The sequence below is a fragment of the Leclercia sp. genome, assembly GCF_036780805.1.
In the GTDB taxonomy this organism is placed as follows: Bacteria; Pseudomonadota; Gammaproteobacteria; order Enterobacterales; family Enterobacteriaceae; genus Enterobacter.
On record NZ_DAIQCE010000005.1, the window covers coordinates 136152 to 150048 of the forward strand.

At 56.7% G+C, this 13897-nt stretch carries 15 protein-coding genes; 4 read left to right on the forward strand and 11 right to left on the reverse strand.

Features of this window, described 5'->3' with window-relative positions; genetic code table 11:
* Nucleotides 1–120: 120 nt before the first annotated feature.
* Genes livF through livK form a run of 5 tightly spaced genes read right to left on the reverse strand, consistent with a single transcriptional unit; the run spans nt 121 to nt 4960 of the window.
* On the reverse strand, nt 121–834 hold the full coding sequence (livF, locus tag V7Q49_RS14850) for a high-affinity branched-chain amino acid ABC transporter ATP-binding protein LivF (RefSeq protein ID WP_333853108.1): 714 nt from the start codon (nt 832–834) through the stop codon (nt 121–123).
* A 1-nt stretch (nt 835) separates the two neighbouring features.
* Nucleotides 836–1603: a high-affinity branched-chain amino acid ABC transporter ATP-binding protein LivG gene (livG, locus tag V7Q49_RS14855; protein WP_333853110.1), complete on the reverse strand. Its 768-nt coding sequence runs from the start codon at nt 1601–1603 to the stop codon at nt 836–838.
* On the reverse strand, nt 1600–2877 hold the full coding sequence (livM, locus tag V7Q49_RS14860) for a branched chain amino acid ABC transporter permease LivM (RefSeq protein WP_333853112.1): 1278 nt from the start codon (nt 2875–2877) through the stop codon (nt 1600–1602). The genes livG and livM overlap by 4 nt, the downstream gene beginning before the upstream one ends.
* Nucleotides 2874–3800 carry a high-affinity branched-chain amino acid ABC transporter permease LivH gene (livH, locus tag V7Q49_RS14865; RefSeq protein WP_039032510.1) on the reverse strand — a complete coding sequence of 309 codons (927 nt, stop codon included), beginning with the start codon at nt 3798–3800 and terminating at the stop codon, nt 2874–2876. The genes livM and livH overlap by 4 nt, the downstream gene beginning before the upstream one ends.
* 50 nt (nt 3801–3850) lie before the next feature.
* Nucleotides 3851–4960, reverse strand: a complete 1110-nt coding sequence (gene livK, locus V7Q49_RS14870; RefSeq protein WP_333853114.1) for a high-affinity branched-chain amino acid ABC transporter substrate-binding protein LivK — start codon at nt 4958–4960, stop codon at nt 3851–3853.
* Nucleotides 4961–5383: 423 nt separating this feature from the next.
* On the opposite strand from livK, the gene panM reads away from it, so the two are divergent.
* Nucleotides 5384–5767 carry an aspartate 1-decarboxylase autocleavage activator PanM gene (gene panM / locus V7Q49_RS14875; protein ID WP_333853116.1) on the forward strand — a complete coding sequence of 128 codons (384 nt, stop codon included), beginning with the start codon at nt 5384–5386 and terminating at the stop codon, nt 5765–5767.
* A gap of 142 nt (nt 5768–5909) precedes the next feature.
* Here panM and V7Q49_RS14880 read toward each other — a convergent pair whose 3' ends face one another.
* The 5 genes from V7Q49_RS14880 to ftsY all read right to left on the reverse strand — a co-directional run bounded on the left by V7Q49_RS14880 (nt 5910) and on the right by ftsY (nt 11639).
* On the reverse strand, nt 5910–7010 hold the full coding sequence (locus V7Q49_RS14880; RefSeq protein ID WP_333853118.1) for a branched-chain amino acid ABC transporter substrate-binding protein: 1101 nt from the start codon (nt 7008–7010) through the stop codon (nt 5910–5912).
* A 298-nt stretch (nt 7011–7308) separates the two neighbouring features.
* The gene (rpoH, locus tag V7Q49_RS14885; RefSeq protein WP_106995256.1) at nt 7309–8166 is read right to left on the reverse strand and encodes an RNA polymerase sigma factor RpoH; all 858 of its coding nucleotides are present in this window, start codon (nt 8164–8166) and stop codon (nt 7309–7311) included.
* Nucleotides 8167–8420: 254 nt separating this feature from the next.
* Nucleotides 8421–9479 carry a permease-like cell division protein FtsX gene (ftsX, locus tag V7Q49_RS14890; RefSeq protein ID WP_333853121.1) on the reverse strand — a complete coding sequence of 353 codons (1059 nt, stop codon included), beginning with the start codon at nt 9477–9479 and terminating at the stop codon, nt 8421–8423.
* Complete coding sequence (gene ftsE, locus V7Q49_RS14895) at nt 9472–10137, reverse strand: cell division ATP-binding protein FtsE (RefSeq protein ID WP_106995258.1); 666 nt, start codon at nt 10135–10137, stop codon at nt 9472–9474. Before ftsE ends, ftsX begins: the two co-directional genes overlap by 8 nt.
* A 2-nt stretch (nt 10138–10139) precedes the next feature.
* Nucleotides 10140–11639 (reverse strand): signal recognition particle-docking protein FtsY, encoded by a 1500-nt coding sequence (gene ftsY, locus V7Q49_RS14900; protein ID WP_333853123.1) that lies wholly within the window; start codon nt 11637–11639, stop codon nt 10140–10142.
* A 136-nt stretch (nt 11640–11775) separates the two neighbouring features.
* Here ftsY and rsmD point away from each other — a divergent pair, with 136 nt between their 5' ends.
* A complete protein-coding gene (gene rsmD, locus V7Q49_RS14905; protein ID WP_333853125.1) occupies nt 11776–12378 on the forward strand; it encodes a 16S rRNA (guanine(966)-N(2))-methyltransferase in 603 nt (200 codons plus the stop codon).
* Nucleotides 12362–12643 (forward strand): DUF1145 family protein, encoded by a 282-nt coding sequence (locus V7Q49_RS14910; protein WP_032614948.1) that lies wholly within the window; start codon nt 12362–12364, stop codon nt 12641–12643. The genes rsmD and V7Q49_RS14910 overlap by 17 nt, the downstream gene beginning before the upstream one ends.
* Nucleotides 12644–12726: 83 nt before the next feature.
* Here V7Q49_RS14910 and V7Q49_RS14915 read toward each other — a convergent pair whose 3' ends face one another.
* A complete protein-coding gene (locus V7Q49_RS14915; RefSeq protein WP_333853128.1) occupies nt 12727–13086 on the reverse strand; it encodes a DUF2500 domain-containing protein in 360 nt (119 codons plus the stop codon).
* A 127-nt stretch (nt 13087–13213) separates the two neighbouring features.
* On the opposite strand from V7Q49_RS14915, the gene V7Q49_RS14920 reads away from it, so the two are divergent.
* The gene (locus V7Q49_RS14920; protein ID WP_039032500.1) at nt 13214–13840 is read left to right on the forward strand and encodes a lysoplasmalogenase; all 627 of its coding nucleotides are present in this window, start codon (nt 13214–13216) and stop codon (nt 13838–13840) included.
* Nucleotides 13841–13897 lie beyond the last annotated feature (57 nt).

Genomic DNA, 13897 nt, shown 5'->3' on the forward strand with positions numbered 1-13897 from the left:
ATGGTTGTGTGAAAGGGCATGCGAGAAAAGGTGCGGCCTGGTGCCCTCACCCTGGCCCTCTCCCACAGGGAGAGGGTACAAACATTAAAAAAGGCAACTTGCGTTGCCTTTTTGCTTTTATTATCCGCCTAAATACGCACTCCGCACCGCTTCGTTCGCCAGCAGCGCGTCACCGGTATCTTCCAGCACCACGCGGCCGTTCTCCAGCACGTAGCCGCGATCCGCGAGCTTCAGCGCCTGGTTGGCGTTCTGCTCCACGAGGAAAATAGTCATCCCTTCGCTGCGCAACTGTTCGATGGTGTCGAAGATCTGCTGGATAATGATGGGCGCCAGCCCGAGCGAAGGTTCGTCGAGCAGCAGCAGACGCGGCTGGCTCATCAGCGCGCGGCCGATCGCCAGCATCTGCTGTTCCCCGCCGGACATGGTGCCCGCCCGCTGAAGACGACGCTCAAACAGGCGCGGGAACAGGTCATAAACGCGCTTGATGCGGGTCTGGAACTGCTCGCGCTCAGCAAAGAAGCCGCCCATCGCCAGGTTCTCTTCCACCGTCATACGCGAGAAGACGCGACGCCCTTCCGGAACAATCGCCACCGCTTCGCGCATGATTTTTGCCGTCTGCCAGTCGGTAATGTCTTTACCATCAAAGACGATACGTCCGCTGGTGGCGCGCGGGTCGCCGCACAGCGTGCCGAGCAGCGTGGTTTTGCCCGCGCCGTTAGCGCCAATCAGGGTGACGATTTCGCCCTGATTGATGTGCAGGCTGACGTCGTGCAGGGCCTGGATCTTGCCGTAGTGCGCATTGACCTTGTCGAACGTTAACATCGCTTTTTCCATCTTATGCCTCACCAAGGTATGCGCGGATCACGTCCGGGTTGTTGCGAATCTCTTCCGGCGTACCGTTCGCCAGCGGCGTGCCCTGGTTTACCACGTAGATGCGGTCAGAAATGCCCATCACCAGCTTCATATCGTGCTCAATCAGCAGGATGGTGGTGTCGTGATGGTTCCGCAGCTCGACAATCAGCTCGTCCAGCTCTTTGGTCTCTTTCGGGTTAAGTCCTGCCGCCGGTTCGTCGAGCATCAGGATCTCCGGCTGCGTCACCATGCAGCGGATGATCTCCAGACGACGCTGGTCGCCGTAGGCCAGGTTGCTGGCCTGACGGTTGGCGTGCTGCAGCAGGCCGATACGGTCAAGCCAGGTGGCGGCGCGATCTAATGCCTCGTCCTGCGCCCGGCGAAACGCCGGAGTTTTCAGCAGACCGGCGAAGAGCCCGGTTTTCAGCTGCTGATGTTGGGCCACCAGCAGGTTCTCGATCACCGTCATCTCGCGGAACAGACGTACGTGCTGGAAAGTACGCACCACGCCCATGCGGGCAATCTGCTGGCCCGGCAGCCCTTCCAGGTGCTGGTCGCGCAGCATGATGGTGCCGCCCGTTGGCTTGTAGAAGCCGGTCAGGCAGTTAAATACCGTGGTCTTACCGGCACCGTTCGGGCCGATCAGGGAGACAATCTCTTTCTGATGCAGATCCAGCGAGACGTTGTTGACCGCCAGCAGGCCGCCAAAACGCATCATCAGGCCGTTAACGGATAATAATGGCTGACTCATGCCTGCTCTCCTTTCGCTTGCCCGTTTTTCAGTTTCAGCTGTGGACGGGTCATCGGCAGCAAGCCCTGCGGACGCCAGATCATCATCAGTACCATCAAACCACCCAGCATCAGCATGCTGTATTCGTTAAAGTCACGCATCAGCTCACGGGAGACCACCAGCAGGATCGCCGCGAGAATAACCGCGAACTGCGAGCCCATCCCGCCGAGGACCACAATTGCCAGCACGAAAGCAGATTCGGCAAAGGTGAAGGATTCCGGGCTGACGAAGCCCTGACGTGCGGCAAACAGCGTTCCGGCGAAACCGGCGAACGCGGCGCTGATGGTAAAGGCGGTCAGCTTGATGCGGGTCGGGTTCAGGCCCAGGGAGCGGCAGGCGATCTCATCTTCACGCAGCGCTTCCCACGCGCGCCCCAGCGGCATACGCAGCAGGCGGTTAATCACGAACAGGGTGATGACCACCAGCAGCAGCGCTACCAGATAGAGCCAAATCACACGGTCGGACGGATCGTACTTCACGCCGAAGAAGTTGCTGAAGGTATCCCAGCCGCCTTCACGGGCGGAGCGGCTGAACTCCAGGCCGAAGAAGGTCGGTTTCGGGATCTGGCTGATGCCGTTCGGGCCGCCGGTCACTTCGGTATTGTTGAGCAGCAGGATACGGACGATTTCGCCGAAGCCTAAGGTCACAATCGCCAGGTAGTCGCCGCGCAGGCGCAGCACCGGGAAGCCGAGCAGGAAACCGGCAGCGGCAGAGACCAGCCCCGCCAGCGGCAGACAGGTCCAGAAGCCGAGACCGTAATAGTGGTTCAGCAGGGCGAAGGTGTAAGCGCCGATAGCGTAGAAGCCGCCGTAGCCCAGCACCAGCAGGCCAGACAGACCCACCACCACGTTCAGACCCAGACCGAGGATCACGTAAATCATGGTCAGGGTGGCGATATCCACCGTGCCGCGCGACACCACGAACGGCCAGGCGACGGCCGCCACCAGCAGCGCCACCAGGAACAGCTTCTGTTTAACGGTCGAGCCGTCAATGGCAGGCAGCACAAACTTCGGCCCGGAGACGCTTTTCAGTGTCTTCTGGAAAACCGGACGCAGCAGCTGGAAGAAGAAGACCACCGCGGTGCCGACAAAGACCCACTGCCAGCGGATATCCGACGCGGAATCCACCACCAGCTTCGTGCCGCTCAGCTCCAGCTGAACGCCCATGAAGACGCCCGCCAGCACAAAGAACATCGCCGCCGAGAGCAGCGCCATCGCAAAATGCATCGGTTTCATACTTTCTCTACCTCCGGACGACCCAGAATACCGGTAGGCATAACCAGCAGAACCAGAATCAGCAGGGCAAACGACACCACATCTTTATATTCGGTACTCAGGTACGCAGAGGAGAGCGCCTCGGCCACGCCCAGGATCAGGCCGCCGATCATCGCCCCCGGAATACTGCCGATCCCGCCCAGCACCGCCGCGGTAAAGGCTTTCATCCCGGCCATAAAGCCGATGTACGGGTTGATCACGCCGTAGAACTGGCCGAGCAGGACCCCTGCGACGGCCGCCATCGCCGCACCAATCACGAAGGTCAGCGCGATGACACGGTCGGTGTTAATGCCGAGCAGGCTTGCCATTTTCAGGTCTTCAGCACAGGCGCGGCAGGCGCGGCCCATGCGGGAGTAACGGATGAAAAGGGTCAGCGCCAGCATGGCGAGGAAGGTCACAATCCAGATCACCAGCTGCATGGTGGTGATCGACGCCGAGAAGTTCTCGCTGGCGCCCACAATCCACTGGCCGTTGAACAGGCTTGGCAGCGCCACGTCGCGCGACCCTTCGGTCAGGCTGACGTAGTTTTGCAGGAAGATGGACATCCCGATGGCGGAGATCAGCGCGATCAGGCGCTTGGAGCTACGCACCGGGCGATAGGCCACCCGCTCGATGCTCCAGCCGTAGGCGCTGGCAATGACAATCGCCCCGACAAATCCGGCGGCCACCAGCAGCCAGCTGCTGTCGATACCCATCATCATCAGCGCGGCAATAATCATAAAGGAGACATAACTGCCGATCATATACACCTCGCCGTGGGCGAAGTTGATCATGCCGATAATGCCGTACACCATCGTATAGCCGATGGCGATCAGTGCATAGGTGCTTCCCAGCGTGACGCCGTTAAACATCTGCTGCAAAAAATAGAGAAACTGCTCGGACATAAGATAACCTTTCTAGTCCCGCCCGGTCGTGCCGGGCGGTGGGATAATGATTATTTGGCGACCGAGGATGAACCGTCGGCGTGCCACTTAAAGACACCAAACTCAAATCCCTTCAGATCGCCTTTCTCGTCCCAGTTCAGCGGCCCAATCACGGTGTTTGCCCCGTGTGCTTTTAAATCTTTAATCAGATCCTGCGGTTCTTTGCTGCCGGTACGATCCATGGCGGTCGCCAGAGACTGCACGGCGGCATAGGTGATCCACACGTACGGACCACTCGCGTCTTTCTTCTCGGCTTTCAGGGCATCGACGATAGCAGCGTTGGCCGGATCCTGGTCATAGCGTTTTGGCATCGTCACCAGCATGCCTTCGCCCGCATCGCCCGCAATGTTCGACAGCGAGGCGTTACCCACCCCTTCCGGTCCCATAAACTGGGTTTTCAGGCCAACAGCACGGGCCTGGCGCAGCATCTGCCCCATTTCCGGGTAGTAGCCACCGTAGTAAACGAAGTCGATGTTCTCTTTCTGCAGACGTGCCAGCAGCGCGGAGAAGTCTTTCTCGCCCGCGGTGATGCCGTCGAAGAAGACCACGTTAGCGCCGCCTTTTTTCAGGCCGTCCTGTACCGAACGGGCCAGCCCTTCGCCGTACTGCTGCTTATCGTGAATGATGGCAATACGCTGCGGCTTGACGTTTTCGATGATGTACTTCGCCGCGGTTGGCCCCTGCGAGGAGTCAAGACCGGCGGTACGCATGATGTTCTGATAGCCGCGCTGGGTCAGCTCCGGGTTGGTGGCCCCTGGCGTGATCATCAGGATGCCTTCGTCTTCATAGATATCGGACGCTGGCTGGGTGGAGGACGAGCAGAGATGGCCAATCACATACTGAATGCCATCATTAACGATTTTGTTGGCCACAGCGACGGCTTGTTTCGGGTCGCAGGCATCGTCATATTCCACGCCGACCAATTTGTCGCCCTTAATGCCGCCTTTGGCGTTGATGTCTTTAATTGCCTGACGTGCGCCGTTGAACTCCATATCGCCCCACTGTGCAACAGGGCCGGACAGGGCACCAACAATGGCAACTTTAATATCTTCCGCCGCAGCGGCGTGTGAGATCGCCAGTGCAACCATCCCCGCGACTATTGTTTTCGCGTTCATTCTCATCCAGGAATCCCCATTCGTGACGTGATGTATATATTTTGTTTTATTATGGTTAAAAAGCATTCTGTACTTTTATTAAACAACGCAACTTTTGCTATTGCCTTTAATGGTTTAGCGCAGTTTTTTAGCAAAAACCAGACTAAAATCTCTATATTTCAGGCTATTAAGCAAAGATAATATTCTGAAATAAGGCGGAGATAAACAAATAAAAGCGCAAGTTGCAGCATAAAATAACGGTACAAAGCGCCGAATAAAACGCTGCCTTTTAGGGTAATATCCTGCTTATTTTTCGATCCCTGCGTTTTAAGACTGCGCAACGTAACGCTAAAAAAGTAATCAGCTGGAGAATGGATTTAAAAAGTGGAAGCGTCTGACAGAATAAATTGAGACACTGCCAGCACTCTTTTTGATTTGGACAAGCGGCTAATGAAACTGACCATCCACCGTCTGGAGAACTTTAGCGACCAGGATCATATCGACCTCAACAAGATCTGGCCGGAATATTCTCCCTCCTCGCTCACCGTTGATGAAACACACCGTATTTATGCTGCGCGCTTTAACGAGCGGCTGTTAGGCGCGGTGCGGGTAACCCTGAGCGGTACGCAAGGGGCGCTGGACTCCCTGCGCGTGCGGGAGGTCACCCGCCGTCGCGGCGTGGGGCAATATTTGATTGAAGAAGTGATGCGCGATAACCCGAGCGTGGCCTCGTGGTGGATGGCGGATATCGGCGTGGAAGACCGGGGCGTGATGGCGGCCTTTATGCAGGCGCTGGGGTTTACGGCGCAGAGTAACGGGTGGGAAAAGCGGTAAAAAAACGCCGGGTGGCACGAATCTGTAGGCCCGGTAAGCTTAGCGCCACCGGGCAGTGCGGCCTGATGCCCTCACCCCGGCCCTCTCCCACAGGGAGAGGGTGCAAATACTAAAACGGCAACCGTTTGGTTGCCGTTTGCTTTTATTTTGCGTCGGTCGCTGTACCATTAGCATGCCAGTCAAACACGCCGAACTCGAAGCCTTTCAGATCGCCCTTCTCATCCCATGACAGCGGCCCCATCACGGTCTCAACGGAGTTCGCTTTCAGCCAGGTGGCAATCTCAGCCGGTTCAGCAGACTGATTCAGGCCTGCCTGCAGGGTTTGCAGCGCGGCGTAGGTGGTCCATACGAACGCACCGCTTGGATCCTGTTTCTTGGCCTTGATGGCATCCACGATAGGTTTGTTCGCCGGAACCTGGTCGTAGTTCTTCGGCTTGGTCACCAGCAGGCCTTCGGCCGATTCACCGGCGATGTTAGACAGGGAGACGTTCGCTACCCCTTCCGGGCCCATAAACTGGGTTTTCAGACCGGCAGCACGCGCCTGACGCAGAAGCTGGCCCATCTCCGGATGGTAACCACCGTAGTACACAAAATCGATGTTCTCTTTCTTCAGACGCGCCACCATGGTAGAGAAATCTTTCTCACCGGCGGTGATACCGTCGAAGAACACCACGTTGGCGTTGGATTTTTTCAGGTTGTCCTGGACGGAACGCGCCAGGCCTTCACCATACTGCTGCTTGTCATGAACAATAGCGATACGCTTCGGCTTCACTTTATCGACGATATATTTCGCTGCCGTCGGGCCCTGGTCAGAGTCCAGACCGGTGGTACGCATCACCATTTTGTAGCCACGGGCGGTCAGTTCCGGCGCGGTGGCGGCAGGGGTGATCATCAGAATGCCTTCGTCTTCGTAGATGTCAGACGCCGGCTGTGTGGAGGAGGAGCACAGGTGGCCGATCACGTATTTGATACCGTCGTTCACCACTTTGTTCGCTACCGCAACCGCTTGTTTCGGGTCACAGGCATCATCATATTTTACGATCTGCAGCTTTTCGCCTTTGATACCGCCCTTGGCATTAATGTCGGCAACCGCCTGCTCTGCGCCTGTGAACTCCTGATCGCCGTACTGCGCTACCGGACCGGACATTGCGCCAACCACGGCCACTTTGATATCAGCCTGAGCCATGGTGCTGAATGCCAACGCGATACATCCTGCCAGTAAGGCTTTACCCTTCATATTCATCCTGAGAATCCCCATTGTGATGGTTATTGTGTTTGTTGTGATGTTGTTTTATGGCGCTTTATTTCGATTTTGCGTCTGCTGTACGCGCCTTTTCAGCATACTCTGCTAAAACATACCCCATTTTTATCTATTTGGAATAGCTATTTTGAAATGAAGATAAGGTAAGCGACGCTTTAACGAGTCAGCACACAACGCTGCGGTAAGCGTTTGGGAGGAGGAGGGAATTCGGCCTGGACAGGCGCTAAAAAAACAAAACCCCCGAATCTGAATTCGAGGGTTATCGGGGACTTCGCGAAAATTACGCTTCGATAGCGGCGCGAAGTTTTTTCATGGCGTTCTTTTCCAGCTGACGCACACGTTCAGCGGAGACGCCGTAGCGGTCGGCCAGCTCCTGCAGGGTGGACTTGTTGTCTTCGTCCAGCCAGCGGGCACGGATAATATCCTGGCTACGCTCGTCGAGGCCTTCCATTGCGAAGGTCAGCTTGTTGGCGGCCTGCTCTTCCCAGTTGTCGTCTTCAATGCCATCGGCAAAGTTGGACGATTTATCCTGCAGATACAGGACCGGAGCCATCGGCTGGCTATCGGACGCATCGTCGTCAGAGGACATATCAAAGGTCATGTCCTGCGCGGCCATACGGGATTCCATCTCGCGCACGTCTTTGCTGGAAACACCCAGCTCGCGGGCAACCATTTCCACTTCGTCCTGGTTAAACCAGCCCAGACGCTGCTTGGTTTTACGCAGGTTAAAGAACAGCTTACGCTGTGCTTTGGTGGTTGCGACCTTCACGATACGCCAGTTACGCAGCACGTATTCGTGGATTTCCGCTTTGATCCAGTGCACGGCGAAGGAGACCAGACGCACACCCACTTCCGGGTTGAAGCGACGCACCGCCTTCATCAGGCCGATGTTGCCTTCCTGGATCAGGTCAGCCTGCGGCAGGCCGTAGCCCGCGTAGTTACGAGCAACGTGAACAACAAAGCGCAGGTGAGACAGGATCAGCGTCTTAGCTGCTTCCAGATCGCCCTGGTAATGCAGCTTTTCAGCAAGCTCCTTTTCTTCCTCGGCCGTCAACATCGGCCAGGTGTTCGCAGCCCGGATGTAAGATTCCAGGTTACCAACAGGGGCTAAAGCTAAAGTTTGCATTTCTTTGGTCATTCATTCCTCTCAATGATTCTTTCTGGCGGCGGTTTGTCCCCATCAGGCAACGAACATGCCAGAATTAATGAGCAACGAGAATATCATTCACTCTTTTATCAGACAGTGATTTTATCCACAAGTTCCGAGTGAAACTGTGAATAAATTACGCACAAAATGTGACATGGGGATGATTATGCGGGGTAAGAGACAACAGGGGACTCTTTCCCTGCACGGTGATTCTCAATGCAGGGAAAGATTATACCAGAGATTTTTTAGTCAGGGGTAAAGTGACGTAAATGTTGCACAGTCGCTAACCATGCTGCCACCCAGCCGATCATCGAGCACACCAGCAGCAATAACAGGCACTCGTCGAAGGCTAAACCACTGATATTGAACTTGGTTCCAAAAACCTGCGCCACATCGGTGACCGCTGCGGAGAGACGCATCACCAAAATTTCTGACAAAATCAGTGAAAGAAATGCACCGGAAAAACCGAGCAGTGCGCCGCCATACAGGAACGGACGCAGGATAAAACCGTCGGTGGCGCCGATCAGCTTCTGCACGTTGATGGTGTCGCGACGAGCGAAGATGCTCAGACGCACGCTGTTGCCGATAACGAGGAACACGGCCGCTACCATCAGCACGCCAATCATTGCCGCCACGCGCCCGACCAGGCCAGTCAGCGCCGTCAGACGGGCAAACCAGCTGTCGTCCATCCGCACTTCATCGATGCCGTTAATGCGGGAGACGCGATCGCGCAGGGTGTTCAGCGACTCGGTGCCCTGGAAATCCAGTTTCGGGATCACCACCGCCACCGCGGGGAGGGGGTTCTCCTCCAGCATATCCAGCGCGCCGCCAAAACCGGACCAGTTACGGAACTCGCCCAGGGCTTCGTCCCGCGACAGGTAGTTCACCTTCTCAACGCCCTGCTCCGCCTGCAGCTGCCCTACCACCTGCGCCGCCGCGTTATCGTCGAGCGATTTGTCGAGATAAACGGTGATCTGCGGGGAAGGATAGTACTGCGACGCCGCCTGGTTAACGTTTTTGTAGACCATGTAGCACACGCTGGGCAGGGTCAGGGAGATGGCGATCACCATCACCGTCAGGAAGGTAGCCAGCGGTTTGCTTTTCAGATCCTGCAGCGCGCCCTGGAAGGCGTACCGCACCTGCTCGTTAAAGACGTTGGTTTTGCGCGAGTTGGGTTTTGGCGCGGATTTACTGCGCTTCGGCGCATTGCGGTTACCATCACCCGGGCCGCCCGCCGATTTACGAAAACGGTCGAGTTTGCTGCCAAACTGCCGCATCTGGTTTACTGCGTCACGCTTATTCACCGAGGCCTCCGTGCAAATGACCGTCGCTCAGCGTCAGCATGCGGTACGAACGACGGGAGATAAGACCCATGTCGTGCGTCGCCATCAGTACCGTCACCCCAACGCGGTTAAACTCCTCAAACAGACGCAGGATCCCTTCGGAAAGGGCGTCGTCCAGGTTACCGGTAGGTTCATCCGCCAGCAGCACCGCCGGTTTGTTCACCACCGCACGGGCAATGCCCACGCGCTGCTGTTCACCGCCGGAGAGCTGGATCGGGAAGTTCTTCGCTTTGTCCAGCAGCCCGACCTTGTCCAGCGCCGCCGACACGCGACGACGAATATCATCCCCGCTGGCACCCGCGATAATCAGCGGGATTGCCACGTTATCGAATACCGTGCGGTCCATCAGCAGATGGTGATCCTGGAAAATCATGCCGATCTGCCGACGCAGAAACGGCACTTCACGGTTTTTCAGGCGGCTGATGTCGTGGCCGCTAAACCAGATTTTCCCGGCGCTGGGCCGTTCGATCCCACAGATAAGCTTGAGCAGGGTACTTTTCCCTGCGCCGGAGTGGCCGGTCAGGAATGCCATCTCGCCCGGCTGCAGATGGAAGTTAATCCCCTGCAGCGCTTGTCTCCCACCGAGATAGGCCTTGCTGACGTGTTCAAAGCGAATCATTGTTAATCCTCTCGGGCAAAAAGTGCCTCAATAAAGTCGCCCGATTTAAACGGACGTAAATCCTCGATACGTTCGCCAACACCGATGTAGCGGATAGGAATACCAAACTGATCGGCTACCGAGAAGATCACCCCGCCTTTCGCGGTGCCATCCAGCTTGGTCAGCGTGATCCCGGTCAGTCCTACCGCTTCATGGAACAGCTTCGCCTGACTGATGGCATTCTGCCCGGTGCTGGCATCAATAGTCAGCATAATTTCATGCGGCGCATCTTCGTCCAGCTTTTTCATTACCCGGACGATCTTCTTCAGCTCTTCCATCAGGTGCGATTTGTTCTGCAAACGTCCTGCGGTATCGGCGATCAGCACATCCACGTTACGCGCCTTGGCCGCCTGAATGGCATCAAAGATCACGGAAGCGGAATCTGCTCCGGTATGCTGGGCAATTACCGGAATGTTGTTGCGCTGGCCCCACACCTGCAGCTGCTCAACGGCGGCGGCACGGAAGGTATCGCCCGCGGCCAGCATCACCGATTTGCCCTGCTGTTCGAACTGACGCGCCAGCTTGCCGATGGTGGTGGTTTTACCCACGCCGTTAACGCCGACCATCAGAATAACAAAAGGCATTTTGCCTTCAATATTAAGCGGTTCGTCAACTTTTGCGAGGATTTCACCCATCTCTTCTTTCAGCAGGCCGTACAGCGCCTCGGCGTCGCGCAGCTGTTTACGGCTGGCGCTCTCCGTCAGACTGTTGATGATTTTACGGGTGGTTTCCACGCCAACATCGGCAATCAGGAGCTGTTCTTCCAGCTCTTCAAAAAGATCATCGTCGATTTTCTTACCGCGGAACAGACTGATAAATCCGGAACCGAGGTTCTCTTTGGTTTTGATCAGGCTGCGTTTCAGGCGGGCGAAGAAACCTTCTTTGGTCGGTTTTTCCTGCTCCTGAGCGATCTCTTCAACCGGCTCGTCCTCTTCGGCTACCGGGACGACGATAACTGCGTCTTCTGCAGCCGTGGCCGCCAGCGCCTGAGCTTCAAGCTCATCATCGCTGATGGCTTCTTCTACTTCGGTCTCTGGCAGGTACTCTTCCGGGATCGCTTCCTCGATTTCGTCGAGGATCTCTTCCGGCAGCGGTAACTCTTCATGCTCAACCGCCTGCGGTGGCTCAACCTCAGCAACCGACTCGACACTCTCTTCCACGACCACAGGTTCTGGTTCAACGGCCACAGGCTCAGGCTGAACCGGCTGCGGCTTTTCGCTCTCCTGAACCTGCTCAGTGACCTCAACCACCTCTTCAGCGAAGGCTTCTGTCTCTTGCTGGCTGTGGGTGCGCGCTTCTGCTTCTACGTCAGCGACGGTCTCAACAGGGGTTTCAGGCTGCGGCTGTTCAACAACGGCAGGCTGTTCGGCGATCTGTTGTTCTTCGTTCTGCTGCTCGGTTTCCTGCTCTTTTTGACCAAAGCCCAGCCAGGAAAAGAAGCCACGTTTTTTCTCTTTTGCCATCTGCGACTACACCCCTCGCGGTTAATTACTGGCGCTATATACATGGAAGCTAAAAAAATGATGAAATAGTTTATCACTTAACTTAACGCACATCACCGCCTGCAAGCGCAGGCCGTTGGTGTACCCGAGCAAAGATATGAAGAAACCCAACCGTGCCGCAGCGGGCCAGATACGCATTATCGGCGGCCAGTGGCGAGGCCGTAAACTGCCGGTACCGGATAGCCCCGGTCTGCGCCCGACCACCGACCGCGTTCGCGAGACGCTGTTTAACTGGCTGGCACCTTCAATGGTAGATGCCCGCTGCCTGGACTGCTTCGCCGGAAGCGGCGCGCTGGGTCTTGAAGCCCTGTCGCGCTACGCCGCCAGCGCCACGCTGCTGGAGATGGATCGCGGCGTTGCCCAGCAGCTGCAGCAAAACCTGGTGACCCTGAAAGCCGCGCACGCAAAAGTAGAGAATACTAATACCCTCACCTTCCTTGCGCAGGCGGGGAAGCCGCACGATGTGGTGTTTGTCGATCCGCCATTCCGCAAAGGGCTGCTGGAAGAGACGCTGACGCTACTGGAAAACAACGGCTGGCTGGCGGATGATGCGCTAATCTACGTCGAGAGTGAGGTCGAGAACGGTTTACCGCCGGTGCCCGCCCACTGGGATCTGCACCGGGAAAAAGTGGCCGGACAGGTCGCCTATCGTCTTTATCACCGTCAATCACAAGGAGAGACTGATGCCGGTACTGATTAATTTGGGTCGTTTGCTGATGATCGGGGTCTGGGCCTTTTTGCTGCTCAACCTCGTCCACCCCTTCCCGCGTCCGATGAATATCTTCGTCAACGTGGCGCTGATTTTTACCTCATTTATGCATGCCCTGCAGATGGTGATGCTGAAAAACGGTATGCCTAAAGATGGCCCGAAAATGACCGGCTGGCAGCAGCTGCGGGTGTTTATTTTTGGCGTGTTTGAACTGCTGGTGTGGATGAATAAGTTTAAGGCGCAGGCGAAGAAATAACGTGCGGCCTTCTGCCCGGTGGCGCGATGCTTACCGGGCCTACAACACCCGTAGGCCGGGCAAACGCAGTGCCGCCCGGCAACTCACGGCGCCGGACTGAACCCCTCAAACCGCGATCCCTTGTAACTCAACGTTCCTTTATCCCCCACCGTCAGCTGATGGTACTGCTTCTCGTCGAGGCGAAAGGTCATCTCCAGGCCGCCGCTCTCCGGCTTAAAGCTCGCTTCATAGCGCATGCTGGTGCCGGCAGGCGTCACCTGCTGCTGTCGCGATCGGCGATCGATGAGCGCTTTTTCCCGTTTGTTGCTCACCACCACCCGCTTTTGCTGCAGTGGGGCAGCGTCGTTATCCGCCTTTTCCCGGCGCTGCTGCACGAAGCGAAACGAGGCGGCAATGACGATAATCGCCAGCACGATAATAAAAAAAAGCGGCATCTTGCTCATTAGACAATCCTTAAGACCAGGCTGAAATCAGGATAGCGTGCCACGCTGTGCATTGCTATTGGCCCGTCTGCACCACTACACTGAAGTGAAACTGTTTGTTCAACAATAACAGATACAGGGACTTAATATGCTTTGGTCATTTATCGCTGTCTGTTTCTCCGCATGGCTGTATGTCGATGCGTCCTACCGCGGCCCTGCCTGGCAGCGCTGGCTGTTTAAACCCGTCACCTTATTGCTCCTGTTACTGCTGGCCTGGCAGGCGCCCATGTTTAACGCCATCAGCTACCTGGTGCTCGCCGGGCTCTGCGCGTCGCTGGCCGGTGATGCCCTGACCCTGCTGCCGCGCCAGCGTCTGCTGTATGCCGTGGGGGCGTTCTTCTTATCGCACCTGCTTTACACCATCTATTTCGCCAGCCAGATGACGCTGTCGTTCTTCTGGCCGCTGCCGCTGGCGCTGCTGGTGATTGGTGCGCTGCTGATCGCGGTGATCTGGTCGCGTCTGGAAGAGCTGCGCTGGGCGGTGTGTACCTTTATCGCCATGACCCTGGTGATGGTCTGGCTGGCGGGCGAGCTGTGGTTCTTCCGTCCGACCGCGCCGGCACTGTCGGCCTTTATCGGCGCCACGCTCCTGCTGCTGGGGAATATCGTCTGGCTGGGTAGCCACTATCGCCGCCGTTTCCGCGCCGATAACGCTATCGCCGCGGCCTGCTACTTCGCCGGGCATTTCCTGATTGTGCGGTCGCTGTATATTTAAATAGCGCTTGACTCTGGAGTCGACTCCAGAGTGCATACTGCGGTTAATGAGAAAATT